The sequence below is a fragment of the Staphylococcus sp. HMSC055A09 genome, assembly GCF_001809655.1.
In the GTDB taxonomy this organism is placed as follows: domain Bacteria; phylum Bacillota; class Bacilli; order Staphylococcales; family Staphylococcaceae; genus Staphylococcus; species Staphylococcus capitis.
The window spans coordinates 15,639-40,770 of the sequence record NZ_KV798353.1; the positions used below are offsets into that span (position 1 = coordinate 15,639).

At 32.7% G+C, this 25,132-nt stretch carries 26 protein-coding genes; 9 read left to right on the forward strand and 17 right to left on the reverse strand.

Annotated elements, in window-relative coordinates; all coding sequences use genetic code 11:
* Positions 1-117 precede the first annotated feature (117 nt).
* A complete protein-coding gene (locus HMPREF2642_RS01310; RefSeq protein ID WP_030061243.1) occupies positions 118-1,623 on the forward strand; it encodes a glycosyltransferase in 1,506 nt (501 codons plus the stop codon).
* 66 nt (positions 1,624-1,689) lie between these two features.
* Here the strand turns inward: HMPREF2642_RS01310 and HMPREF2642_RS01315 are convergent, their stop codons facing one another.
* The 4 genes from HMPREF2642_RS01315 to HMPREF2642_RS01330 all read right to left on the reverse strand — a co-directional run bounded on the left by HMPREF2642_RS01315 (position 1,690) and on the right by HMPREF2642_RS01330 (position 5,719).
* Positions 1,690-2,700, reverse strand: coding sequence for a LysM peptidoglycan-binding domain-containing protein (locus tag HMPREF2642_RS01315; protein WP_030061245.1), 1,011 nt, complete (start codon positions 2,698-2,700; stop codon positions 1,690-1,692).
* 436 nt (positions 2,701-3,136) lie between these two features.
* Entirely contained in the window at positions 3,137-3,982 is an 846-nt protein-coding gene (gene gmpC / locus HMPREF2642_RS01320; protein ID WP_030061247.1) for a dipeptide ABC transporter glycylmethionine-binding lipoprotein, read from the reverse strand.
* A 49-nt stretch (positions 3,983-4,031) separates the two neighbouring features.
* Positions 4,032-4,691, reverse strand: coding sequence for a methionine ABC transporter permease (locus tag HMPREF2642_RS01325; protein ID WP_002434501.1), 660 nt, complete (start codon positions 4,689-4,691; stop codon positions 4,032-4,034).
* A gap of 2 nt (positions 4,692-4,693) precedes the next feature.
* The gene (locus HMPREF2642_RS01330) at positions 4,694-5,719 is read right to left on the reverse strand and encodes a methionine ABC transporter ATP-binding protein (protein WP_070597578.1); all 1,026 of its coding nucleotides are present in this window, start codon (positions 5,717-5,719) and stop codon (positions 4,694-4,696) included.
* 265 nt (positions 5,720-5,984) lie between these two features.
* On the opposite strand from HMPREF2642_RS01330, the gene HMPREF2642_RS01335 reads away from it, so the two are divergent.
* Positions 5,985-6,917 (forward strand): alpha/beta hydrolase family protein, encoded by a 933-nt coding sequence (locus HMPREF2642_RS01335; protein ID WP_070597579.1) that lies wholly within the window; start codon positions 5,985-5,987, stop codon positions 6,915-6,917.
* Between the two features lie 100 nt (positions 6,918-7,017).
* On the opposite strand, the gene HMPREF2642_RS01340 is transcribed toward HMPREF2642_RS01335, so the two are convergent.
* Entirely contained in the window at positions 7,018-8,163 is a 1,146-nt protein-coding gene (locus tag HMPREF2642_RS01340; RefSeq protein WP_002434084.1) for a bifunctional cystathionine gamma-lyase/homocysteine desulfhydrase, read from the reverse strand.
* Positions 8,156-9,064: a PLP-dependent cysteine synthase family protein gene (locus tag HMPREF2642_RS01345; RefSeq protein ID WP_023349885.1), complete on the reverse strand. Its 909-nt coding sequence runs from the start codon at positions 9,062-9,064 to the stop codon at positions 8,156-8,158. The genes HMPREF2642_RS01340 and HMPREF2642_RS01345 overlap by 8 nt, the downstream gene beginning before the upstream one ends.
* A gap of 336 nt (positions 9,065-9,400) precedes the next feature.
* Between HMPREF2642_RS01345 and HMPREF2642_RS01350 the strand changes: the two genes are divergently transcribed.
* Together HMPREF2642_RS01350 and HMPREF2642_RS01355 are read left to right on the forward strand one after the other, a co-directional pair.
* The gene (locus HMPREF2642_RS01350; RefSeq protein WP_002434461.1) at positions 9,401-9,940 is read left to right on the forward strand and encodes a pentapeptide repeat-containing protein; all 540 of its coding nucleotides are present in this window, start codon (positions 9,401-9,403) and stop codon (positions 9,938-9,940) included.
* A 78-nt stretch (positions 9,941-10,018) separates the two neighbouring features.
* Positions 10,019-10,567 carry a hypothetical protein gene (locus HMPREF2642_RS01355; protein ID WP_002434499.1) on the forward strand — a complete coding sequence of 183 codons (549 nt, stop codon included), beginning with the start codon at positions 10,019-10,021 and terminating at the stop codon, positions 10,565-10,567.
* Positions 10,568-10,616: 49 nt separating this feature from the next.
* Here the strand turns inward: HMPREF2642_RS01355 and HMPREF2642_RS01360 are convergent, their stop codons facing one another.
* The 6 genes from HMPREF2642_RS01360 to HMPREF2642_RS01385 all read right to left on the reverse strand — a co-directional run bounded on the left by HMPREF2642_RS01360 (position 10,617) and on the right by HMPREF2642_RS01385 (position 15,532).
* Entirely contained in the window at positions 10,617-11,945 is a 1,329-nt protein-coding gene (locus HMPREF2642_RS01360; RefSeq protein WP_030061254.1) for a sodium-dependent transporter, read from the reverse strand.
* A 130-nt stretch (positions 11,946-12,075) separates the two neighbouring features.
* Positions 12,076-12,324: a hypothetical protein gene (locus HMPREF2642_RS01365; RefSeq protein ID WP_030061256.1), complete on the reverse strand. Its 249-nt coding sequence runs from the start codon at positions 12,322-12,324 to the stop codon at positions 12,076-12,078.
* Positions 12,325-12,357: 33 nt separating this feature from the next.
* Positions 12,358-13,092, reverse strand: coding sequence for an alpha/beta hydrolase (locus tag HMPREF2642_RS01370; protein ID WP_030061258.1), 735 nt, complete (start codon positions 13,090-13,092; stop codon positions 12,358-12,360).
* Between the two features lie 133 nt (positions 13,093-13,225).
* Positions 13,226-14,077: a patatin-like phospholipase family protein gene (locus HMPREF2642_RS01375; protein WP_030061261.1), complete on the reverse strand. Its 852-nt coding sequence runs from the start codon at positions 14,075-14,077 to the stop codon at positions 13,226-13,228.
* A 24-nt stretch (positions 14,078-14,101) separates the two neighbouring features.
* Complete coding sequence (locus HMPREF2642_RS01380; protein WP_023349890.1) at positions 14,102-14,779, reverse strand: phosphatase PAP2 family protein; 678 nt, start codon at positions 14,777-14,779, stop codon at positions 14,102-14,104.
* Positions 14,780-14,848: 69 nt separating this feature from the next.
* The gene (locus HMPREF2642_RS01385) at positions 14,849-15,532 is read right to left on the reverse strand and encodes a GNAT family N-acetyltransferase (protein ID WP_070597581.1); all 684 of its coding nucleotides are present in this window, start codon (positions 15,530-15,532) and stop codon (positions 14,849-14,851) included.
* A 211-nt stretch (positions 15,533-15,743) separates the two neighbouring features.
* On the opposite strand from HMPREF2642_RS01385, the gene HMPREF2642_RS11355 reads away from it, so the two are divergent.
* Positions 15,744-15,992, forward strand: coding sequence for a hypothetical protein (locus HMPREF2642_RS11355; RefSeq protein ID WP_023349893.1), 249 nt, complete (start codon positions 15,744-15,746; stop codon positions 15,990-15,992).
* 41 nt (positions 15,993-16,033) lie between these two features.
* Here HMPREF2642_RS11355 and HMPREF2642_RS01390 read toward each other — a convergent pair whose 3' ends face one another.
* From HMPREF2642_RS01390 to HMPREF2642_RS01400, 3 genes are all read right to left on the reverse strand, one after another.
* A complete protein-coding gene (locus HMPREF2642_RS01390; RefSeq protein ID WP_002434441.1) occupies positions 16,034-16,402 on the reverse strand; it encodes a Na-translocating system protein MpsC family protein in 369 nt (122 codons plus the stop codon).
* Between the two features lie 106 nt (positions 16,403-16,508).
* A complete protein-coding gene (locus HMPREF2642_RS01395) occupies positions 16,509-19,079 on the reverse strand; it encodes a DUF2309 domain-containing protein (RefSeq protein WP_030061265.1) in 2,571 nt (856 codons plus the stop codon).
* A gap of 17 nt (positions 19,080-19,096) precedes the next feature.
* A complete protein-coding gene (locus HMPREF2642_RS01400; RefSeq protein WP_030061267.1) occupies positions 19,097-20,596 on the reverse strand; it encodes an NADH dehydrogenase subunit 5 in 1,500 nt (499 codons plus the stop codon).
* 613 nt (positions 20,597-21,209) lie between these two features.
* Here HMPREF2642_RS01400 and HMPREF2642_RS11920 point away from each other — a divergent pair.
* From HMPREF2642_RS11920 to HMPREF2642_RS01405, 4 genes are all read left to right on the forward strand, one after another.
* The gene (locus HMPREF2642_RS11920; RefSeq protein ID WP_098905584.1) at positions 21,210-21,278 is read left to right on the forward strand and encodes an alpha-1/alpha-2 family phenol-soluble modulin; all 69 of its coding nucleotides are present in this window, start codon (positions 21,210-21,212) and stop codon (positions 21,276-21,278) included.
* Between the two features lie 90 nt (positions 21,279-21,368).
* Positions 21,369-21,440: a PSM-delta family phenol-soluble modulin gene (locus HMPREF2642_RS11925; protein WP_095323428.1), complete on the forward strand. Its 72-nt coding sequence runs from the start codon at positions 21,369-21,371 to the stop codon at positions 21,438-21,440.
* 260 nt (positions 21,441-21,700) lie between these two features.
* Positions 21,701-21,964, forward strand: coding sequence for a hypothetical protein (locus HMPREF2642_RS11360; protein WP_023349896.1), 264 nt, complete (start codon positions 21,701-21,703; stop codon positions 21,962-21,964).
* 39 nt (positions 21,965-22,003) lie between these two features.
* Positions 22,004-22,882 carry a trypsin-like serine peptidase gene (locus tag HMPREF2642_RS01405; protein WP_002434468.1) on the forward strand — a complete coding sequence of 293 codons (879 nt, stop codon included), beginning with the start codon at positions 22,004-22,006 and terminating at the stop codon, positions 22,880-22,882.
* Positions 22,883-23,037: 155 nt separating this feature from the next.
* Here the strand turns inward: HMPREF2642_RS01405 and HMPREF2642_RS01410 are convergent, their stop codons facing one another.
* Entirely contained in the window at positions 23,038-24,240 is a 1,203-nt protein-coding gene (locus tag HMPREF2642_RS01410) for a GTP-binding protein (protein ID WP_023349897.1), read from the reverse strand.
* Between the two features lie 171 nt (positions 24,241-24,411).
* Positions 24,412-24,795: a VOC family protein gene (locus HMPREF2642_RS01415; RefSeq protein WP_002454466.1), complete on the reverse strand. Its 384-nt coding sequence runs from the start codon at positions 24,793-24,795 to the stop codon at positions 24,412-24,414.
* Positions 24,796-25,132: the final 337 nt, after the last annotated feature.

Here is a 25,132-nt window from a genome sequence, read left to right on the forward strand (position 1 = left end):
CTTTTTATATTCGATTTTCTTGTAATTTTCATAAAAATCTTTAACATGTGTGATAATTAATTTTTGATAGTATTCTAATGCAACAGTATGAAGGTAACTACTAAAGGAGACATTTACATGCTTTACACTGTCACAACAACACTTCCTATTTCTCACGGTGGAAGAACCCAAGCTCTTTTAAGACGTATCAAACTTATAGATGAAGAATTTAACTTACCTACTAAAATTCTTACCACAAACTATTATGGCAACTACCCAAGTGTCTACAAACGTTTTTTAAAAGAAAATAAAATTACTAAAAATATAGAGTTTGAAAATATGTATGAATGGTTGTCTAATTTCAAACTTTATAAGGTTCCCAAAACTTTTATTACTAAAAATCCTAAATACGTTAAAACTAAACGTAAAATTAAAGGTCTAAAATATGAATTAGGCAAAGACCAAAGCGAGGTTCATTACTATAATAAGAAGTCATATGTCCGTTTTCGCAAATATTATGGCCAATCTAATGTTCTTCAATATGAAGACTATATCTCGCCTTCAACTGGTTTAAAGTATGAGCGACATGAATATAATTTATATGGCTTACTTCACAGAAAAATTTTCTATGTAAATAACTCATCAATAAGACACAGTGATGAATTAATAGATGCTGAAGGTACCATGTATTGTAAAAGATATTTTAATAATAATGAGAAAAATAAAATTATCTGCGTCGAGTTATACGAAAATGGCAAAGTTATTAAAACTTTTAAAAATGATAAAGTACTTGCGCAGTATTACTTTCAATCGCGTTTTAAAGACAACGATGTGGTGTTTAGTGATGCAAGATTTTTAGATGCACCATTAATTAAACAAACGCATCAAACTAAAAATATCTTAGTCTTTCATAGTTCGCATTTAAAAGAGGGTAAAACTAAAAAATCTTATAAATATGCTTTAGAACATAGCAATAACGTGGATAAATATATAGTACTTACGCACCAACAAATGCAAGATATTCAAGAGATGTATCCTATTGAAAATGAACGCTTTGAACTCATACCTCATTTTATAGAACTCAATCATAGAAAAGGTGAAAATGAAGTTATACAAGAAGATCGTTTCATTTATATCGGTAGATTTAGTAGTGAAAAACAAATGGATCATTTAATTAAAGCTTATGATAAGTTTGTTAAAAGTGGTCATCAAACAAAATTACATTTATTTGGTAGGGATGAAGATAATCAATTACCTATGATGAGAAGCTTGATTGCTGAGTACCATCTTGAAGATATGGTTAAAATTTCAAAATATACAAAAAAGCCTTTAGTAGAATTTGAAAAATCGAAAGCTTCTATATTAACAAGTAAGTATGAAGGTTTTGGATTGACTATTATGGAGAGCATTGAAATGGGTTGCCCTGTTCTATCATATGACGTTCGATATGGACCTAACGAAATTATCAATCATGGAGAAAATGGTTATTTAATAGAGGAAAACCACATCGAGCAATTAGCTCATCGAATGATAGACATTGTGGAACATCCATTAAGAAATGTAAGAAATCAAGAGAAATTAACATATTCTGCAGCAGTAAAGAATTATCATCACTTACTAAGAAATCTCAATTTAAACATTTAAACACAGTAAAGCTGACGAGGATGAGTGACCTCGTCAGCTTAATTTATTGTTTAAATGATATATCACTTAGTGAATAAATTTATAATTTCTAACTTGATATGAAGGGATAGTTCTATAAGTCATGTAACCTGGTGCTGCACTCCAGTTCATTTCAGAGACTAAAATACTACCATCACTATTCACGCGTTCAACAAAGGCTACATGACCGTAGTAACCAGCGTCAGTTTGAGCAATTGAACCTACTGTCGGATTATAATCAATAGTATAACCATCTGCAGCTGCTGCGTTGTCCCAATTATTTGCATTCCACCAATATGTGCTGATACCTTTTCCGATTTCAGAACGACGGTTAAACACGTGCCAAGTACATTGACCCCATGTATATAAGTTTTGGTGGTAGAAAACTGGCGTATAATAGCCACCACTTGAAGTTGATTTACTAGTAGATGAACTACTTGAACCTCCACTACCTCCACCTGGCACTTTTAATTTTTGACCTGGGTAGATAAAGAAATTAGAAAGTCCATTTAATTGCATGATTTTTTGATATGAAGTACCGTACTTACTTGCAATTAATGATAAAGAGTCACCATATTGAACAGTGTACGTAGATGTACGACCTGAGCTACTTGAAGTCGCTTTTTTAGAGCCACTTGTAGATTTAGACGTTGATACTGATCCAGAAACCTTTAACTTCTGACCAGGTACAATTAAGAAGTTATTTAAACCATTTAACTTCATAATATTTTTATAAGTAGTTCCGTATTTAGCTGCAATAGATGATAATGAGTCTCCCGCTTTTACAGTGTACACTGAACCACTATTAGATGATGTCTTAGATTTTGACGCGCTAGATGATGATCCTGATACTTTAAGTACTTGATTAGGGAAAATTAAGTTTGAAGTTAGGCCATTAAGTGATTTTAATTTAGCAATTGAAATACCGTATTTATGAGAAATTGACCAAACTGATTCTCCACTTTTTACTGTATGTGTCGTTGCTGCATGTGCTTGCGTAGTTGCTAAAGCACTAATTGCTGTTGTTCCGATAAGGGCAGTAATATATTTTTTTTGCACTTGAAATCCTCCTCTACTTGTCTTTTTTTATCCCCGAATTTTTTAATACAAGCACATTATACTCTTTAATTATGTATAGGATGTGTGTTTTAGATGACATTATGATTACAAAATATTATTTCATTTAAAAAATAGCACTCCAGACAAATATCATTTTGCCTATCTAAACTAATACAATTTATCATAAATTACAATGACAATTTTATTACGAATTCACTAATGACAACTACACAGTATTACCCTCACAACTGAATACAATTTTCATTCTATTTAAAAAGTAATATCAAAAGATAAACGAATTAAGTAGAACATTCAATAAAAACAAAGATATTTACATAACTTTCATAATGCCTAAAGCAAGAAAATACTGCCGTCAAAATGATATTTTGTCGGCAGTATTGAAATGAGTATTACGTCTTAAATATAAATTTGTTAATTATTTTTTAACTAAGTCATCTTCAATTTCTTTGATTTCTTTTTTAGATAAATCTACTGCTTTTTCACCATCTTTAGTGTCTTCTTTAAGCGCTTTTTGGGCTTCTTTAGAATGATATAATTCTACAATTTTCTTGTATGTTTTATTATCCATATCTTTAGAATTTACTGCTATAACATTAATGTATGGTTTCACAGCGTCTGAACTTACTTTTTCTAAATAAATTGGGTCCTTCTTAGCATCTTTACCTGCTTTAGTTGCTACACCATTATTAATAACTGAAATGTCTACATCTGATAATGCACGTGCTGTTTGTTGTGCATCTACAGCTTTGATTTTGAGATCTTTGGGATTGCTTTCAATATCTTTAGTAGTTCCATTTAAACCGAAATTCTTTTTCAATTTAATTAATCCAGCAGACTCTAATAATTTAAGCGCACGTGCTTGATTAGATACATCGTTAGGAATGGCTACTTGAGCGCCCTTTTTAACATCTTTAATATTTTTAATTTTATCAGAATAAATACCCAGTGGCGCAAGAACAGTTGTACTTAGCGCTTGAATTTTAGCATCTTTATGCGCTTTTTTATATTGATCTAAAAATGCAAAGTGTTGAAAAGCATTCATATCAATATCACCGTCACTCAAAGCTTTATTAGGTACGTTGTAATCTGAAAAGTGTTTAATTTCTAAATCTATATCATCTTTTTTAGCTAATTCTTTTACTTTCTCCCAAGCTTTTGTATCATTAGAAGCTACACCAATAGTTACTTTTTTGTCATTATTGCCTCCACAAGCAGCTAACACAATAACTGCCGCTATTAATAAACCAAGAATTTTCTTCATCTAGAAAATGCCCCCTAACAATTGTAATTTTCAATATATAATTAAGTACTTAATTTCTACGAATAACCCTTGAAATAAAGTTACCTAATGACTGAATAACTTGTACGATAATAATTAACACAATGACAGTAATAATGATTACCATAGTATCGAAACGTTGATAACCGTATACTAATGCAAGATCACCTATACCGCCGCCACCTACAGCACCTGCCATAGCCGTACTACCAATAAGACCTATAATTGCTGTAGTTATAGCTAAAATCAGTGAACCTAATGCTTCAGGTAACAAAAAGTAGCGTATAATTTGAAGAGGTGATGCCCCCATCGCTTTAGCTGCTTCAATAATACCGTCATCTACTTCCAGTAAAGAGTTTTCTACTAAACGCGCTATGTACGGCGCTACATAAACCGTTAGAGGCACAATAGCCGCCGTCGTCCCTATAGATGTACCTACTAACAATTTAGTAAATGGCACGATTGCTATAAGTAAAATTATGAAAGGGATAGATCTTAAAATATTGATTATAGGATTTAAAATTTGATGTAACACTAGGTTTTGCCAAATACCATTTTTACGGGTCACTACTAATAAAATCCCTAAAGGTATACCAATTAACGCACCAATTACTAGTGCTACAGTAACCATATACAATGTTTCATATAATGCTTGAAACAGTTGGGATGCATCTAAACTTGAACCAAACATATTTATTGCACCTCCTCAAATTGAATATGCCGTTCAGTGAAATATGTTTCTGGATTAAATCGTTTAAACTGCGAATCATGCTCAAATCTCAACCACATATAACAAACGGTTTCATCTTGAATATCTGACATAGATAAGAAAAGTACATTCACATTTAGCTGATGACGATAAATCAATTCATTTAATAATGGCCTCTGGATTTGTTTCGCGTCTAAGAATAATTTATAGTCAGAGAAATCATCTTTTCTACTTCGGTTGAACGATTCTCGCAAACGTTTCGAAGGTTCAGTACTAATGACTGTTGATACGAAGTTTTTAGCTGTTATTGTTTGAGGATGACTAAAAACGTCTTTTACTGTCCCCATCTCCACAACTTCACCATTCTCCATCACTGCAACACGATTACAAATCTTTTGAATGACACTCATTTCATGGGTAATCATCATAATCGTTACACCAAATGTCCGATTGACATTGCTTAATAACTTTAATATCGAGCTCGTTGTTGCAGGATCTAAAGCACTTGTAGCTTCGTCACAAAGTAAAATTTTGGGATTTGTTACTAAAGCACGTGCGATTGCTACACGTTGCTTTTGTCCTCCTGATAATTCATCAGGAAACTGATTCTTCTTATCAGCTAGTCCAACAAACTCTAGCATTTCATTAACCTTTTCTTTAATTTCATTTTTATTCTTTTTACTCAAAATAAGGGGCATAGCCACGTTTTTATAAACTGTTTTAGAATTGAGTAAATTGAAATGTTGAAATATCATTCCGATATCTTTTTTAACATTTCTTAAATCTTTTTCTTTATAAGTATCAATTTCATGACCATCTACAACAACTTGGCCATCCGTCACTTTCTCCAGTTGATTAACTAGTCGAACTAGTGTACTTTTACCAGCACCACTATATCCAATGACACCAAATATATCGTGTTTATCTATCGTAAATGAAATATTTTTCAAAGCATGTACAGTCTTATTCTTTTTCTTAAAGACTTTGTTCACATTACGAAATTCAATCAATTCGACTCACCCTCATCAATTCTGATTATACTTATCTGAATATTTGAATTATATTGAATTGTCTTAATACCGTCAATAGTATTTTTTGATTTTTTTAAATCTAATAAATATTCTGAATAATTAATATCGTTTTTCGTCCTATGATGTTGGTGAGCATTCTTTTTGTCCTCTTAAATATCTTGAATTTTAAGCAAATTAATTCATTATACTTATGCTTTTTAATATACTCAGAAGCACCTCATTTCTATAAAGAAAGGAAGAGATTATGAGTTTAAGTGAATTTAAAATACCAACTTCAACGTCAATATTGTCAATGAAGCCTATTGTAGTACCCGCTTCCTATAGAGGAATAGATTTACAGCTAAAGGTCTCTTTCCCTAATGAAGGACATCAACTTCCTATTATTTTGTTAGCACATGGATTTGGTTCATCTATGGAGGGCTATGGACCCTTAGCTGATTTTTACGCGAGTCATGGTTTCATAGTTATTCAACCAACTTTTCTAGATTCAAGAACGATAAATTTAGATAAAGATGATAAAAGACAATCAGAACTCTGGAGATGTAGAGTGCAAGATATGAAAAATATCATCGATCATTTAGATCAAGTCACTGAAGAAATTCCAACATTACATCAACGAATTGATAAAGATAATATTGCAGTAGTGGGTCATTCATTCGGAGGTCAGACTGCCGGCAATCTACTTGGTCTACAAGTCTTTGATCCATTAACAAATTCTTATACCGATTACCTAGATTCAAGAGTGAAAGGCGGTGTACTGTTAGCAACTGCAGGTGAAGGTGGAGATAAATTAACTCAATTCGCCAAAGATAACTTCCCATTCCTTAATCCGACATTTAAACACATGTCCAAACCTGCTCTTATAATTGCTGGGGATAAGGATGATTCTCCATTAACACAGTTAGGGCCTGAATGGATGGAAGAACCTTACTATTTAAGTCCCGGTAAAAAATCATTGCTTAAATTATATGATGCCGAACATTCTCTTGGCGGCATAGCTGGATATGAAGTGAAAGAAACCACAGATGAAAATCCAGAGCGAGTATCATTAGTACAGTATGTTACTTGGGCATATTTACGTTCATTATTGGATATTGAACACGATAGTTGGAATCATGCTCAATCCGTTTTAGATGATAAAAATGCAATGGGAATCATTCAATCTAAAATGCATTAAAATTACAACTGCACACTCTAAAAATTGTTTTATAAAAATAAAAAAAAAACGGTAATGTTTATTCGTCTAAATAAACATTACCGTTTCTTTAAATGATTAACTAATTTAATGTGTCTAATGCATGACTTAAATCATTCACAAGATCATCTGTATCTTCAATACCAATTGATAATCGAATTAAGCCATCAGTAATACCTTCTTTTGCGCGGACATCCGCTGGTATAGAAGCATGTGTCATTAATGCTGGTACTGAAATAAGACTTTCAACTGCACCTAAACTTTCAGCTAAAGTGAAATATTTTGTAGCATGAATCACTTGTTTAGCCGCTTCAGTGTCTTTCACTTCAAATGCAATAACACCAGTGTGTCCACTTGCTTGAGATTGGTGAATATCATGATTCAAATGACCTTCTATACTTGGATGGAAAACTTGTTGAACTGACGAGTGGTCTTGCAACATTTTAACAATACCTTCAACATTGCGATTGATTTGTTCCATACGTAAACCAAGTGTTTTAATACCTCTTACTAATAAATAACTATCTTGAGGTCCAAGAACGCCACCTGTTGAATTAGAAATAAAACCTAAACGCTCACCCAATTCATCATCAGCAGTTGCTACTAAACCAGCGACCACATCACTATGTCCACCAATATATTTAGTTGCCGAGTGTAAAACGATATCAATTCCGAAATCTAGAGGATTTTGATAATAAGGTGTCATAAATGTATTATCAACCACTGAAATAAGATTGTGTTTTTTAGCAATTTCAGCTGATGCTTTTATATCAGTTACACGTAATAATGGATTTGATGGTGTTTCAATGTATAACATTTTAGTTTCTGGCTTAATGTATTTTTCAACATTTTCAATGTGCGTTGTATCTACAAAATCAACTTCTACACCAAATCGTGTAAATACTTTAGTTAATGCACGATATGTTCCTCCATAGACATCAGAGTTTAAAATTAAATGATCACCTTTATCTAACAACATTATAACTGCACTAATCGCAGCCATGCCTGAACCAAACGCGAACCCATGCTTACCATGTTCTAAATCCGCAATAACACTCTCTAGTGACGCACGTGTTGGATTAGCTGTACGTGAATATTCATACCCTTGTCTTAAATCACCGATATCATCTTGTAAATACGTACTTGTTTGATAAATTGGCGTTGTTACTGCTCCAGTATAATCGTCAGTTGTATGTCCACCATGAATCATTTGCGTTTTTTTATTCATTGTCATTACTCTCCTTATAATTGAAAATTTGTTTCGACATATAACGGTCACTACCATCAGGGAATATCGTTACGATTACGCCTTTTTTAATGTGTTTTTTTAATTCTAAGGCACCTTGCAATGCAGCACCAGATGAACTTCCTACTAGTAATCCCTCTTTATTAGCGATGAGTTTGACGTTATTAAAGGCATCCTTATCTGAAATAGTAAATATGCCATCCACTAAATCTCTGTCTAAGAATGTAGGCCACTTTTCAGAACCTATGCCCTCTGTCGCATGCGCGTGTATTGGGCCTCCATTCAAAATAGATCCTTGAGGCTCAACTATATAATTCTTAACTCCCAGTGTTGTCATATGTTTCGCAACACCAGTAAATGTACCGCCTGAACCTACACCTGCTACGAAATAATCAATATGGTCTAATTGATGAGTGATCTGTTTGGCTAAGGTATTCGTATATGCACCAGGATTGTCTTCAGTACCAAATTGATTCATATACAACGCATTGTATTTTTTAGCATAAGACTTCGCTTCTTCTTGCGCCCCGATCATACCGTCAACTTTTGGTGTTCGCCTAACATCTGCACCTAACGCTTTCATAATTGAGATCTTCTCCTCTGAAAAGCCCTCCGGTGCAAAAATAACGCATTTGACTCTGAAACGGTTCGCAGCTATGGCAAGTCCTATACCAGTGTTTCCAGCTGTCGCCTCAACAATTGTGCCACCTTCTTTGAGACGCCCATCCTCAATTGCCGTTTCAACTAAATATTTTCCTAGACGATCCTTTACACTGCCTCCAGGGTTGAATTGCTCTAGTTTCGCATATATTTTTACATTTTCATCACTAAAACTTTCCAATAACACCAGTGGTGTCTGCCCAATTAAATCATAAGCTATCATATTCCATCTTGTCCGATTAACGCTCTACACGTCTCACGAACGTAACCTACTTTCTAATTTATGTTTTTTAAATTCTTACTTATCAGGTATGAATTATAAACGAAACCTTCCCTTTTTGCAATTTTCGAAAATGAAGAACACATACTAAGCGAAGAAATCAAATTACTTTTGCGAAATATAAAATCCTTAGAAATTAATTAAAAGTCAATCATATGTGATTATATGTGCAACATGTTATCATTAAAGTGAATAGAGCTAAGTTAAAGATGTATATACACATCTAAATATATGAATCCAAAATTGAGAGAAATTATAAACTAAAGGAGATAACAAATTATGACGAAACGTGACTTGTCCTTATCAGTATTTACGAAAGAAAATTTTAAAAATCTACGTTATACATCGTCTAATTTTAGAAATTCAATGTATGATGAATTAGAAGTTAATAAAAGTCGTTTTAAAAACTGCAACTTTAATGAAGGTATTTTTAAAAATATAAAAGCGATTTCTAATAGTAAGTTCACTACATGTGGTTTTAATAATTGCATCTTTGAGAGTGTTCATTTTTATAAGAATCAATATAAAGACACAACATTTGTGAATACATCATTTGATGAAACTGTTCTTAATAACATGGTCTTCCAAGATATCTTGTTCGACGAAAATCTCGCTCGTAATGTTAAAATGACGGATACTACATTCAAAAACGTTAACTTTAAAAATGTTGAAGTTGATAATGCTTCATTTGAAAATGTTAAATTCAAAAATTGTGCGTTCGATAATGTAGTCATTAAAAATGCTACAATGTCTCAAAAACTTATAAATGAATTACAAAAGCAACACGTCGAATTAGAGAATGTTCAACCTTCAAAGTAGATTTAATATAATTATGTTTAAGATAGGTCTAAGCTAGGTAAATTAAACCTAAATTAAAACTTTTGAGGAGGCCTTTATATGAATGTCACTGGCCATTATGAAGAATTTGATAAAAGTAATTTAAATAAAGAAGATTTAACATCTTTTGATAAAATTAAGCAAAATATAGAGAAAATTAAACAACTTAATGATTCAAATTCGGAAGATAGTAAAAAGCTTGAACAACAAATACAAAAAGATTTAAATGATTGGAAAGAATATTTAAAAGATGAGTTTAGACCTGATAACGAACCAGAAAAAGAACGTTTATCCAATATTAATGATAAGGTTAAAAGTGATTTAGATGCAGCTTTTAATTATAAAAATGGCGCTAAAGTAATGAGTTTATTAGAACCTGCTTATCAACGTAGTAAACGTGACTTACCTTATGGTAGAGCGCTCATCATTTATAGCGATAGTAGCATTGTAGAAAATGCTAAAACGTTCTTCGAGTCTAATGAAGAAAATGAAAAATTAGCACATTTTATTTTAGATAAAAATATTGAATTAAGCGAAGAAATTATGTCTGATGATTTTGTAGAGTTACTTAAACTAGATAAAGCATATCTTGAAGCATACTTTAACTAAAAAATAAGGGATCGTTACCAATGAATTATTTTTCTGGTAACGATCCCTTTTATACTAATTGAACGATAAAGACTAATATAATCACCACTGGCATTACAAATTTAATTAAATAATACCAAGGTAAGAATAATTTGAACTTGTCTTTACCAAAGCTCTCTTGTAATAACTTTTTATCTAACAATTGACCTACAACTAATGTGGTACCTAAAGCACCTATTGGCATTAAAATGTTTGAAACAATAAAATCCATGTTATCGAAGATGGTGCCCGCACCTATTTTCACATCACTTAAACTACTAAATGAAAGGGTAGCCGGAATGCTAATCACAAATACTAATACACTGCCGATGAATGCTACTCGTTTACGTTTGCGATTATCATTTTTAGTAAAGTTAGATACATTTAACTCTAACAATGAAATAGAAGATGTCAATGCTGCAAATAAAAACAATACTAAAAAGATAAAGTAGAAAATCGCTCCAAAGTGCATTTGATTAAACACTAATGGTAAAACTTTAAATAATAAACCAGGACCTTCTTGAGGTTGGTAACCAAACGCTTTTAAAGCTGGGAAAATGGCTAAACCTGCTAAGATAGACACTAGAATATTCATAACTACAATTGAAATTGCTGAAGATTTAATAGTCATTTCTTTTGGTGCGTAGCTTGCATAAGTAATCATTCCTGTTGTACCAAGTGATAAAGTAAAGAAAGATTGCCCTAGTGCAAAGAGCACACCTTCCATTGAGACATCATGAAGTCTTGGTTGTAAAATATAGCGCACGCCCTCTAGCGCACCGTCTAAAGTTAAAGATTTTACTACAATAATTAATAAAAAGATAAATAATAATGGCATCATAATTTTAGATGCTTTTTCCAAACCTTTTTCAACACCGAGCATAACAATAATCATCGTTAGAAAAATAAATATCCCCTGTCCGAGTACTGTTAGCCAAGGATTACTAATAATATCTTCAAATTTGATACTAGTTAGAGAAATGGGCTTGAAAGATAGTGCTTGTACAATAACATTGCCCATATAGATGATAATCCAACCACCTATAACACTATAAAATCCAAATAATATTAATACGGCTAAATTCCCGTTCCATCCAATGAGATTTAACCATTTCTTACCAGTTAATTTACTATAAATTTGAGTCGTATATGTACGCCCCATCTTGCCTACAGTAAATTCCATTATGAGTAACGGAAGTCCTACAAAAATAGTGAAAATCAAAAACATTAATAAGAATGCGCCACCGCCGTATATTCCGGCCATGTATGGGAATTTCCACATTGCGCCTAAGCCAATTGCAGAACCTGCGCTAGCTAGGATAAAACCGGTAGATGTCTTCCACTGCGATTGGTTGCTCATTTTACCAACTCCCTTTAAAGCGCTAAAGTGTTTTTGTGCTTAAATACCACTGTATCACGAGTTGATTTTAAGTGCAATGTACCTATATATTGTCAGAATAATTAGATTTAACATTTTTGAATTTTAACTTTTACTCATCATCTAATCCATAAACAATATTTTGCCCCTCAGATACTTCCTCAATATCTAAACTCTCAATATGATTTACATTAATATAACGAACAATATCTTTTTTGATATATAGATACGGGAGTTCATCAAACTCATCTATAATACGTCTCACACAAGTGTCATAGTCGGGACCATTTTCAAAAGTTTTAAATTCTGTATAAGTTTTACCTGAAATAGTTGTATAAGTAAGTAAGAATGTGCGTTTCATAAACTATTAGTCTCCTTTAATATTTTATAGCTCTTACTCGTTATCGTTAAAAAATTCAACAATAGCTTGCTCTAATGCTTCTCGTCCCTCTCCATATGTCATTAAATGACCGCTTCTTTCAAAAGAATTCAATTCTTTATCCTCACTAGCAATATGGTCAAAAATAAATTGCGCACTATGGGAATACGCCTTATCATCTTGCTCGCCATACATTACCTTAGTTGGAATTGTAATTCTATCAAGATGAGACATGATATCATCAATGATATTTTGAAAAACCTCAATTTGTTTATTATACTTTTGAATATTTTCCAATTGATCAAAGCTTTCTGCGTCATCGAAGTTTAAAATTTGATTCATTCTTCGCCCGTAAGTTTCAAGTCTTTTAGCAATACCACTCTCACCTTTTTTATGAGGTGCTGACATGACAGCTATTCGCTCTAAATCAAATTGCTCAGCTAGCCTAAGCGTAAACAATCCTCCTAAAGAAACACCTGTAGCATAAATATGTTGATAACCTTCGTCCTCTAAGAAGTGATAGGCATCTTTAACTTCATTCCACCAATCATTAATATTAAATTGTGTAAATTGATCTAATGGTAAACCATGACCTGGATAGTTTGGCACATAACAGGTAAAACCTTGGTCATTTAAAGTTGTCGCTAAGTGCTTGACGTCGCGCACTGTACCTGTAAAAGAGTGTAATAAGAGAATCGCTTGGTCACGATTTCCCTTTAAATAAATTGGTTGAGGTGCTTTAATCTTCATTTCTTAATGTCACTCCTAATATAATTACGTTTTCTCAATTTTAGACGGCTCGCATGATACAGATAGACTGAATCATTTAAAAACACATTATTACTGAGCTATTCTATTTATTTTAACAAATGGATGATGGTATCTATGACATCCATACATGATGATGTTGTTTGATTTCTTCAGCTATTGATATGCCCTGCTCATAACCAGCATGTCCAATATTAATTAAATTATCAGGACTATAAATGTTCTCACCAATAGCTTTTTGACTATCATTATTTGGTGTGACAGTAATTACATTACTATTTTTATTTAATTTATTTGCATCATCGTTTACACTAGGTAGATTTCCATAACCATCAGCTAACGGGGCTATGATAATGATATTTTTAAAATCTTTAGCTGCCATTGCATTTGCTGGAGAAGTCATTCCTCCATCAATCCAATCTTGATTTAATAGGCGTATATGAGGCCATAAACCTGGTACAGCACCACTTGCTGCTACCGCTTCTTCTAACGGTATGTTGCTCTCTTTATTGAAAGTGGCTAGCTGTCCAGATTTGGCATTAATAGCGGTTATAAAAAGATTACCTGTCCAATCCACATTACCTAAGCGCTGACGGACTGCATGCATACGTTGGTTTAATGGCATTTTAGATGGATGCGTATAAACAATATCTCCAAGCATTTGACCTACTTTAATTGGATCATCTTTGCCTACAACAAATGCATTTTGCCAAAGACGATATAAATCCGAATTTAATGAACCTCTATCATTCGAACTAATTTGAGATGGTAATTCTAAATAATAGGATTTCATATCCACTTGATTTGCTAATATAGCACCAATAAATGAACCAGCTGATGTCCCAATAATCGCATCGGCACTAGATACATTTATATCATTTTCAATTAATCCTGCTAGAACACCTGCTTCCCATGCCATTCCTGTGATTCCACCGCCGCCTAGTACAAGTGCTTTATCATTTCCCATATTATCTAAACTCCTTATATCACTCTAGTTTTTCTTATTATTCCGTAAAGTAAACAAAGGGTAAGCCATTATAAATAGTAATACCCATACAACTGCTAATGTTCCACCGCCAATAACATCAGTAAGATAGTGTGCATGAAAATATAATCTGCAAAACAAAATGCTTATCCAGAGTATGCTTGTTACAATTATAATAATGATTCGAATCACTTTTACTTTTATAACAGGTACAATTGTAAGCATAATCACTAAAAAGAGTAAGGTACTCGCATTAGAGTGACCACTAGGAAAGGACCATCCAGAATCAATAGCTAAATGACTAAATGGACGCTGTCTTTCCACAGTTTGCTTAATAAGATAATTAATCCATGTACCTGTAGTCATTAATAATAATACCCATATCGCTTGATGTTTATTTTTGAAAATAAACAAACATATAACGAGTATTGATGCTAATTTAAGAACGGCACTTACATCGCCAACTGTAGCACAAAAAGTCATATATAAATTTAAAATATCACCTTCATATACTCTTGGTGGGTGACCAAAGCATTGTGTAAACCACTCTAAAGATGATTTATCTATAACTTTGAGTAAGTGACAGTTTGTCATTACACCATACATCATAAAACTAAAAATAATAAGCAACATGATAAGCAAAGGAATTGTTACTTTTATTAAATTCAACCTTTCAATCTTCATTTAAACACCTATTTCTCTTAGTTGTGATAGAAGATAAATCATATTCTTGTTCTTCTTAAAACTAACTTTTTACAACTTATTAACTTGATTGCCTTTTTCATCAAAATTTTGAGGTTTTAGCCAAATTTCATATCTCTTTTTTATTTGAGGCCACTCTTTATCGATCATAGAAAACCATGCAGTATCACGATTTCTATTTTTATAAATAACTGCCTGTCTAAACACACCTTCAAAGGTAAATCCTAAGCGTTGTGCAGCTTTTTTAGAAGGCTCATTTAAATGATCACATTTCCATTCATATCTCAGATAACCTAAACCTTCAAAGACATATTGTGCTAATAAAAATTGGATTTCAGTAGCAACTCTTGTACGTTTTAACTGATTAGAATAATGTACATTACCTATCTCAATTGAGCCATGATTTTGATTTATCCTCATTAGTGAGACATAGCCTAATGCACGTTGCTGGTTGCGATCGATAATTGCGTAAAATACTGAGTCCTCCTTGTGTATTAAACGTTGGATGTACTTATTAAATTCCTCTTTGTGTAGAATTGGATTCTCAAATAAATATGTCCAACTAGGCCGACTATCTTCCTTACCTAAAACTTGAAACAAATCGTCAATATGAGATTCATTTAATTTAACTAATGAACTATACCTTCCGTCTAATTGTTCTTTTTTAGGAAATTGGAATTGATAATTATGAGATACTTCATCCCCTATAGGCTGATTAAATTGATTTATTCTCATTGAATACGCCTCACTTTAACCACAAATTCACTTGCTAAATGATTTATTATTTCTCATTCTACCTCAAATTCTAATCAATTACTTTTTCAAACAATCTCTTGTATTAATTTATGCACTAAGCTATCATTTATCATTAAGATTTTATACTTATTACATGAATATTAATGTATAATAAGTTTTATCTATTTTATATATGTTAGGAAGGAATATTTTGAAGGATAAGCGAATACTCATTTACATTGCTCTCATTATTACACTTATACGCTTTTTTATACCATTCCATCCCAACTTTGACACGTTATTATTATGGTTATTTATACTTTATATAATCCCTATTATTTTAAGTTTAATTGCATTTAAATCTGAAAAGTTAATCGCCACAATGGTTATTATTCCTAATTTAATGGGAATCATCTATCGTTTAGTTGTATACGTCAATGATTTATTTCATCTAAAATAAAAAACAGCACTATCTCTTCGATAGTACTGTCTTCATTCCGTTTATTGATTTATTCTTTTTTCAAAATTATCTTCTAATTTAAAAACAATCACGCGCTCACCAGTAACTGTGCTTAAATCACTATGAAATGTCACAACTTTTACGCCTGTCAAATCATAAATAATCGCATTTAAATCATCTTCTCCTGATTCGACAAGTTCTGAACGTGTACGCTTAATATTTAATAAGCCTTCGTTCGTCTTACATACACGATATTCAGCAGGTGTTAATATACCTTGTAAATTAACAATTATCATATCGCGTAATATGTCAGTTTTTACAGATAATGACCCTCTACCTAGAAAGTCCTTTTCCCATTGCGTAATAGCTTTACTTATTTCGGATTCATAAATACCTTTAGTCTTTTTCATAACTAGACTACTCCTATATCTTGATTAACTATAGTTTAACATTAATCTAGATATTTCCGAAATCGCGTTAATTTAGATCACAATTCTTTATCACACTAATTAACAATTACCAATCTTTCCAGCTATTATTTTCATCAATACTAGCAAGTCTGACCCAACGATGATCAACTTTACGACGAAAATGATCATTTTCATTTAGCAGGCGTTGAATATGCGCATCAGGCGCTTGGATAACTACAAGGAGGCGTATTGGCGAATGATACATTTCATTATCTCCTGCCATAACAGACTGCCACGGCAGCCCGTACATTAAATCACTTGAGTTCCCTTGCATCACACCTACACCTGAAGTCACAGATTGTGTCGTCTTATTTCCACTACCATAAAAGTGTGGTGCCACTGTAGACGCATAATATTGTAAGTTAATCCATTGAGCAACAAGGGCAGGGCCTGAGATAATCGTGTTTAAAATTTGGCCATCTTCATCTTTCGCCCAATCATAATTGTGTAAGAATGCTCGCCCCTCTAGATCACTATTCTCAGTAATTTCACGTTTACCAATTATAAATTCTGCATTTTTAGCTAATCCCCATTCAGGTCGAACTTCGCTCCAATCACTTGCATAACGATGCGCTTCACCAATAGGGTCCTTGTGATGTTCATCAATACTCGGTAATTCACCTAGACGTTCTAAATTAGCTTTATAGCTTACCTTAGGCATTGCTGCTTCTAATTGATCAAAAGCATGTTGTGCGGCTTCACTTAAGTGTGGCATGTAAATGTACTCTAAATAATCTACTGATGTTTTATGTTCTGCAGCTATAAAAACAGTGTCCTCAGGAATGTGAATTCCTTCTTGGGCTAACCCTTCTCTTACAGATGGCATATTACACATGGTAGCTAATAATTTAGCGTTAAATCCACTCGATGCCCCCCCACAAGCGCCACACTCTAATGTGGCATGATAAGGATTATTATGAGACTCACTACCATGACCGCCTAAAACTACAAGTGGTGCAAAGTCTTTTGTTAAATCCATTAATTGTAAAGCATTTTTAGAAAATTGAACTTGCTCTTCCTCAGTAAACCCTATCGGTAATTCAGAGTATTGACCGTGTTCTCTTTCAATTGTTAATTTGGCATCAGGTTTACGAAGCCATTTTTTTGTAAGACGATTCACAAATTGATGTGCTTTCTTCGGTAAAATGGTATTAGCAATAGTATTAATACTGAGAAATGGCCCACTTAGTTCGGGTAATAATAGACTAGGTAATACATTATGCTTCATTAGTTTAAATGTATAAAACATCGAAGTTACAGAACGTTGTTGTTGATTATACATATTTAACTCTTGTCGATCAGCATATTCCTTAATTTTATATGCAGGTTCTACCATGACCGGTAATGAATTATGCGTAAATTGCTCATCTAGCACTTCTTTTTGAATAGGTAAACCAAAGAATCCTGCTATACCTATCGTTTCAAAAGGACCTTCACTCTCTAAATGACGTCTAAACGGTTCAGAACGTACATCAATACAGAATGCTAGTTGTACTTGTGTTCTTTGTTTATCATGTATCTTACGTGGTGAATCATAGATTTTTTCAACTAATTCATTTTCATGCGTTTCTTCCCACGCATAAAGCCACAGTTTCTGGAAATATGCCGGACTAAAAGTTTCTACTAATTTTAAATAATCACTCTGTTTAGACGCCGGTAACTCTAACCATTCACTCACAGACATGTTGCTGTGATAAAGTAACGTATGAACTTGCTCCAAACCTTTTTTTATATGAAAAGGCAGTCCATTAGAGGTATCAAATTGACTATTAATCAGCAATGCTTCCATAGACAAGCGTATAGCTACATATTCAGTAAGTAAGTCTTTTTCAAATTCATTTTTTTCTGCACGGTAATACATCATTCCAGCCCAACCAGGTAATGATAATAAATGACTTTCTACATATGCTTGCTGGTTTTCTTCCTTAATGTTCAAATATTTAAAAGCTTGATAAATCGCTTCATTGACGTCATGAGATAGCATTTTAATTTTTTGACGTTGTTCTTTCTGTAACATTGGGTCGTGTTGTGCTAAATGTAACCATGCTGTATAAAAACCTTTATCACGTTGTGGCATTGTCCAACTTGATTGAAAATCGTCTAAATATAATTTTGACCATTTAATCATGTGTGCGTCTAAAATATCGATAAGTTTTTCTCCGTTTGAACTAAGACGGTCAGCACTCTTAGCTCTAACACGTGTTTGACTCACAGAATCTTTAAAATGATCTTTCACCCATTCTTCTAATTTTGTTTGATCATTTTCATTAAAATATTCCTCATCAATGTGAGATAAATGTTTAGCATTATCCATATATGCGTGAACTTCATTTTCAGAGAGAGGCGTATCAAAAGCGTTTATATCTTCTTGAAGAACGTCTTCAAACACCTTCTTATCAATCTCTCCATTTTTAATTCCTGCATGAATAGAAGCATGGTTAGGATACATATCAATATCTCTTACCTCTCTAATCCACTTTGCAACTTGATCAAAGGTACGATCTTCTAAACTTTCCCATGGATTGCGTGCAGCAAATATAGAAATAGGTGATAAGGGTGTAATGACACGTTTTGCACGTGATACCAATTCATTCATATCTTGTTGATATTGAGTCATAACCTTTCTCTCCTCTTTTATAAATATTTCTTCAGATAAGTTGGGTGACTTTCGATTGATTTCGTCTTGGCTTCACCTAATTTAACCAGCCACAAATACAAAACAGCAAACGCTTTTGAATCTCTCTGACGTGCAACCCAAATACTAAGAACGCTTCCAAACACTAAAATTAAAATACCAATGATCACACTCATTAATGGTGGATGAGCAACATTCATATAAACATGACTTAATGTATTGTAGAAATAATGATGTGTAACAATATAAACAAGAGCAACAATAACAATCATTATAATACCTATCACTCTACCGATTAGTCCTCTACTAAATGCCACCATTTGATTCCATGATACCATTAGCGACCACGCCAATATTAAAGCACTTAAAATTTCATATGCACTGCGGTCACTACCTAACCAAAATAAAATAGCAATAATAATTGCTAAGCAACGACCTAATACTACCCAACTATAAGAACGCTTAGCGCTAGGTGGTATTGGTATATTAAATCGTTTCACAACCGAACCTGATTGTAAGAATAGCGTTGCTTTAAATACACCATGTAAAATTAAATGAATAATCGCTGCTGAGTAAACTCCTAAGGCACATTGAACAAGCATAAAGCCCATTTGGCTCATCGTAGAACCAACTAATTGTCTTTTATAATCCACATGTACCAAGCTGATGCCAGACCCTAGTAATACAGAAATACTTGCGATAATTAACAAGATAGTAATTGCTAATGGGTCATTAAAGACAGGTGAAAACCGTGTTAGTATTATGCCTCCCGCATTCACAATGCCCGCGTGCATAATTGCAGAAACAGGCGTAGGTGCAGCTACTGATTCAATTAACCAACTTTGGAATGGAAATTGAGCAGCAGGTACGATTACTGCTAAAACGATGAGCATATCAATGATGAATCTCATACCACTAGTTATTACGTCATCGTTTGCTAAAGTGACATTAATATGCCAGTTTCCTGTAGCTACATATAATAAGATGACAGCAACAAGTAATGAGAGCCATCCCAAAGCAAATGACTTTCCAGATACTTTAGCCGCCTCGTAAGGTATCTTCCAAGAACGATTTACTCTTATGAGTAGCGTTAAAGAAAGTAACGTTGCTCCCCAAAATAAAACCATCAATCTCAAATCTCCACTTAACCATGCAATAGATGCAAAAGATGTGATTAACGTAAATAATGGAAAATACTTGCGGTAATTACGGTCACCTATTAAATAACGAACTGAGAACTTTTGAATAATAAAACCTAAAATAAGTATGAAACTTCCCATTAACCACGCGAGATGATCCATTGTAAAAGGCCCAATTTGTTCTCTATCACTAACATTCAATAGTCCTATAACACTTATAATAATTGGTAGAACAATGAGATAAAGGTGTATTTTAATGTATTTAATTGGTACTGATGGAATGAGAAATATTAATCCACTCAGTATAGCAATGACAAGTGTTATAAAAAATACTATTAAAATGATGCTCATACTTAACATTGCACGTCCCCCACTTTTCAAAAATGACTTCTATTTCACTTAATTTCCATAATAAAAAAGCCTACAATAGTTAATCCCTTCACCACCATTGAATACAATGATGGTTTAAAAGAATTTATAACTACTGTAGGCTTCAATTCAACTCAAGTATGTATAGAGTAAACATGTTAATCAATTAAACATGTACTATTATTAACTTTATTTAAATAAGCTGCCTATATATCATTTATAGCAAAGTAAAAACTCTTTCTTCTTCATCAATTTGGATGTCGAAATCCATAATCGCTAAAGTAAGACTTAGCTGTTACTTTTGCGCACATTAGTATAAATGTAATTCATTTTAATACTAATGTCAATTTAAATTGGCTTGTCACACCAATTTTTCTACCTAAAATAAGGTTAAATTGTGAAGTGAAGAACAAGCTCAAAATATGAATGTAAAGGTTTTGTAAAGGTTTACACTACTTAACTACATCTAGGAATAATTGTGTGTAACTTAATGACCTAAAAATTTCACTTAGGCTATTTAATAAACGAGTTAGGGAATATCACACCCAAAACATCACTTTCTCGTTAAACTATACATATCAACTAAGCAAAGGAGGTAATTTTAATGAGTGATATCATCAATCAAATCGTTAAAGTTGTCAAAGGCTTAATTGAAAAATTCACTAACAAATAAGTTTATTGATTCATTTAGCTATTACTCATAGCTTATGAATATTCAATAAAAATTCTCTAACATACAATGTTGTGAAGGGAGGCAACAAACATGGGTATCGTTACAACTATCATCGAAATCGTTAAAACTATCGTAGACTTAGTTAAAAAATTCAAAAAATAGTCTATAATTTTTATCCAAACCACTACCTAATAAGGTAGTGGTTTTTTTATTTGCAAATCACTTACTACTTGAATAATAGATCTCCCCACTATCTAATCGCCCTTTCTTTTTGTTTATTTATATTAAAAATTAAAATAACTATTGTAATAAACATATTTATACATATAATAGAATATACAGCATGAAATTTGCTAACTCTTAACTATGATTTCAATGCTAAAAATTTAATTATTACTACGACATCGAAAGGAACGACATACATGAGAAATCTATCAATTTTAGATATTTTATCAATCTTATTCACACTAATTAGCGTGTTTATTTGCTATACAACAATGTTCACTAATCTATATAACGAAAGTGGATTTAGTTTTTGGTATTTCCCAGGTGCAACATTTTTCGTTATATCTATCATTGTTAACATTTTAGGAATGTTTAGAAATAATAAATCACTTAATATTTCTCTATTCTTCGTTAACTTTTTTGTGTTACTCATTTTCACTACGCCATTCGCTATTGTCTAATTAGATCATTTATTTTCATTAACAAAGGGAGAGCTAATTATGAAAATATCTCAAATCATTAAAACTGTTATTGCTGGTACACTGATTTCAACATCCACTATTACATTTAGTTTGTACCACAGTGAAAAAGCTAAAGCTGAAGTTGATCATTATTATCGAGACGGGTTTCAGTATCCAACATATGTTACAGCTTTGAATAAAGCTAAAAAAATCAGTAATAAGAAACTTAGTATCTCGCATTACACAACTACTAAACAAAGTAAATTAAAAGCAATTGGTAGAGTATCTAATAAGAATGGCTGGAAAAAAGGAAGCAACGACCCAAAAGTAAGAAAACAAGATTCAATGGGAACAGGAACAGTGATAGGTTCGCATACATTTATTACGAATGCCCATGTCATTGATGACAGATATGGTAAAGCTGCAGCTGCTAAATACATTTCATTCGATATGAATCGAGATGGCAAGTCTATCCCATATCATTTTCATGCCTCAAAGGTGATTAAAGTACCTCAAAGCGATATTGCGGTAGTACATACTAAAGAAAATATGGGCAAGTATGTTAAACCTATACGAATCGCTACGGACAAAGAAATTAAAAGTTTAAAATTCAACTCGACACTTTACTCATTAGGTTATCCATGGCAACATAATGATAATACTAAGGCATATTTTAATCGTTTACGCTTTGTACAATTTTCTGGAAATGGTTCAGAAATACTAACAAAAGATATTTTCAGATCAGGCGCTTCAGGTTCACCGATGTTAGATTCCAAATTCAGCAAAATTTATGGCTTGAGAACATATGGATATAATTTAGATGGAAAATCAACAGACCAATATGCGAAACAAGAAATGGCTGGTGGCGAATCATTTAAAGGTTCGGCAGGTCAATTTGTTAGAAAGAATATTAAATAAATTAAAACAGGTTATTGCAGGAGTGCTTAATTACATTCACTTTTACAATAACCTGTATTTTTAATGTATTTTTCACGTGGAACAATCACTTATTTTCTTGAAACTCAAGACTCTAAGTTCACCCAGAATAGTAAATGATACGCATCAACTCCTCACTACATTCTTTTATCATATTTCCATTGATAAGGATCGTAAAGTAATCGCCAATCTTGATTAATTTCTGAAGTATTTATTAAACAAGCATCTAGCTGTCTAGTTATTTCCTCTTGGTCTAAGTCAGTTCCTATAACAACAAATTGCGTATGACGATCCCCATATTCTAAATCCCATTCAGCAGCTACTTCCGCACGTGCTTGAAGTATTTCTTTCTGCTTTTGTTCAGGCATGGTAGCAACCCAATATGTTACAGGATGAACATCACATGACGAGCCTGCTTGCGACAATAAACAAGCTACACTATTATGTTGTGCAAACCAAACGATTCCCTTTGCTCTCACGATATTGCTAGGTAAATGATCGAACCAATCTTTAAAACGTTCTGCGTTAAATGGGAGTTTTCTGCGATAAACAAATGATGAAATTCCATACTCCTCTGTTTCAGGCGTATGATGTTCATGACCACCTTCTGTAAGCTCTTTGATCCATCCCGCAGACTCACTTGCCTTCTCAAAGTCAAATAACTGTGTATTTAATACTTCTGATAAATCAACTTCTGAATTTACTGTTTTAATCATCTTTGCTTCAGGTTGTAACGCTCTAAGAGTCTGTTCTAAACGACCTAATGCCTCTTTACTTACTAAATCAGTTTTATTGATAATCATCACATCACAGAATTCAACCTGGTCAATCAGTAAATCTGCTATTGTGCGTTCATCAGCATCCCCTATACTTTCATCTCTATCAGCTAATAAATCTTCAGATTGTATATCGTTAACAAAACGATTCGCATCCACTACAGTTACCATAGTATCTAACCTACATAAAGCGGTTAAATCAATCCCCAATTCTTCATCTATATAGGAAAATGTTTGCGCAACCGGTACAGGTTCTGAAATTCCTGTAGACTCAATGACAATTTGGTCAATACCGCCCTTTTTAACTAAACGTTCAACTTCTTTAAGTAAATCATCTCTTAAAGTACAACAGATACACCCATTTGATAGTTCGACAAGTTTTTCATCCGTTCTAGATAACCCTCCGCCTTGAGCGACTAAGTCTTTATCAATATTGACCTCACTCATATCATTGACTATGACAGCAATTCGACGCCCCTCTCTATTTTTAAGAATATGATTAAGCAATGTTGTCTTTCCAGCACCTAAATATCCACTTAGCACTGTCACTGGTATCTTAGCCATTCATATAACCTCTCTTTATGTAAATAATAATTATTACGTTTTACATTTTATAGAAAGTTGGTTTAAGTATCAACCTATTCTTTTGAAAATGAGTTTAGCAATAGCACAAATAAAAAAAGTTAGTTAAAAACGTTTCTCGTTTTTAACTAACCCATAACGAATTGTTTAATTTTAAAATGTGCCATTAATGAAGTAATTTAATACCCATGTAATACCATTTAGGCGGTCTTTAACTTCAGCATGATACGCATTAAAGAACGTCTTCTCTAATTTCACTTTAATTTGACCACCGTCATCTACTAATCGTTGATACACACGTTCCAATTCTTCTTGCGAATCACATTCGATAATGAGGTGAGGATTTTTAGAAATCGGATGTTTATGGAAAGTATCTGCGAAATGAACAAAAGTACTCTCTCCAATAATCAATTGGGCATGATACGTTTTACCATCTTTACCCATCAGAATTTCAGTATTTGCCTGAAATACATCTTTATAATAACTTAATGATTTATCTACGTCTTTTACATAAATAAATGGACTGACAGTCTTCATATACCCCTCCATAATTTTAGTCTTAAAGTTTGTTTAACAAATATATATTAAACTTTCGAAAATTTCAAAAATCTTAATGTTTAATTTTTTACGTTGTACTACAATTCAATACAACAAAGCCACTCCTTAATGGAGTGGCAATTTATTTAAAACTTAGGTCCACCATGTACTAGAATACTTCTTAAGAAGTCGAAGACTTTTTTCGCGAATTGAATTAAATCACTCATGAAATTCATCTCCTCTCAATTATTTCTTTACATTATTATTATAAAACCTTTAAGATATAATGAATAAATTTTGCTTAACTGACAGACTTGAATACTTAGACGTTGAAATC

What these genes read in the sequence shown, in the direction of transcription:
- HMPREF2642_RS01385 (WP_070597581.1), bottom strand. Translation starts at nt 15,532, where the DNA reads ATGAGAATAAATCAATTTAATCAGCCTATAGGGGATGAAGTATCTCAT.
- HMPREF2642_RS11360 (WP_023349896.1), top strand. Translation starts at nt 21,701, where the DNA reads ATGAGAAATCTATCAATTTTAGATATTTTATCAATCTTATTCACACTA.
- HMPREF2642_RS01335 (WP_070597579.1), top strand. Translation starts at nt 5,985, where the DNA reads ATGAGTTTAAGTGAATTTAAAATACCAACTTCAACGTCAATATTGTCA.
- HMPREF2642_RS01405 (WP_002434468.1), top strand. Translation starts at nt 22,004, where the DNA reads ATGAAAATATCTCAAATCATTAAAACTGTTATTGCTGGTACACTGATT.
- HMPREF2642_RS01345 (WP_023349885.1), bottom strand. Translation starts at nt 9,064, where the DNA reads ATGATAGCTTATGATTTAATTGGGCAGACACCACTGGTGTTATTGGAA.
- HMPREF2642_RS01350 (WP_002434461.1), top strand. Translation starts at nt 9,401, where the DNA reads ATGACGAAACGTGACTTGTCCTTATCAGTATTTACGAAAGAAAATTTT.
- HMPREF2642_RS01355 (WP_002434499.1), top strand. Translation starts at nt 10,019, where the DNA reads ATGAATGTCACTGGCCATTATGAAGAATTTGATAAAAGTAATTTAAAT.
- HMPREF2642_RS01375 (WP_030061261.1), bottom strand. Translation starts at nt 14,077, where the DNA reads ATGGGAAATGATAAAGCACTTGTACTAGGCGGCGGTGGAATCACAGGA.
- HMPREF2642_RS01365 (WP_030061256.1), bottom strand. Translation starts at nt 12,324, where the DNA reads ATGAAACGCACATTCTTACTTACTTATACAACTATTTCAGGTAAAACT.
- HMPREF2642_RS01360 (WP_030061254.1), bottom strand. Translation starts at nt 11,945, where the DNA reads ATGAGCAACCAATCGCAGTGGAAGACATCTACCGGTTTTATCCTAGCT.
- HMPREF2642_RS01380 (WP_023349890.1), bottom strand. Translation starts at nt 14,779, where the DNA reads ATGAAGATTGAAAGGTTGAATTTAATAAAAGTAACAATTCCTTTGCTT.
- gmpC (WP_030061247.1), bottom strand. Translation starts at nt 3,982, where the DNA reads ATGAAGAAAATTCTTGGTTTATTAATAGCGGCAGTTATTGTGTTAGCT.
- HMPREF2642_RS01415 (WP_002454466.1), bottom strand. Translation starts at nt 24,795, where the DNA reads ATGAAGACTGTCAGTCCATTTATTTATGTAAAAGACGTAGATAAATCA.
- HMPREF2642_RS01395 (WP_030061265.1), bottom strand. Translation starts at nt 19,079, where the DNA reads ATGACTCAATATCAACAAGATATGAATGAATTGGTATCACGTGCAAAA.
- HMPREF2642_RS01370 (WP_030061258.1), bottom strand. Translation starts at nt 13,092, where the DNA reads ATGAAGATTAAAGCACCTCAACCAATTTATTTAAAGGGAAATCGTGAC.
- HMPREF2642_RS01390 (WP_002434441.1), bottom strand. Translation starts at nt 16,402, where the DNA reads ATGAAAAAGACTAAAGGTATTTATGAATCCGAAATAAGTAAAGCTATT.
- HMPREF2642_RS01400 (WP_030061267.1), bottom strand. Translation starts at nt 20,596, where the DNA reads ATGTTAAGTATGAGCATCATTTTAATAGTATTTTTTATAACACTTGTC.
- HMPREF2642_RS01310 (WP_030061243.1), top strand. Translation starts at nt 118, where the DNA reads ATGCTTTACACTGTCACAACAACACTTCCTATTTCTCACGGTGGAAGA.
- HMPREF2642_RS01340 (WP_002434084.1), bottom strand. Translation starts at nt 8,163, where the DNA reads ATGAATAAAAAAACGCAAATGATTCATGGTGGACATACAACTGACGAT.
- HMPREF2642_RS01325 (WP_002434501.1), bottom strand. Translation starts at nt 4,691, where the DNA reads ATGTTTGGTTCAAGTTTAGATGCATCCCAACTGTTTCAAGCATTATAT.
- HMPREF2642_RS01410 (WP_023349897.1), bottom strand. Translation starts at nt 24,240, where the DNA reads ATGGCTAAGATACCAGTGACAGTGCTAAGTGGATATTTAGGTGCTGGA.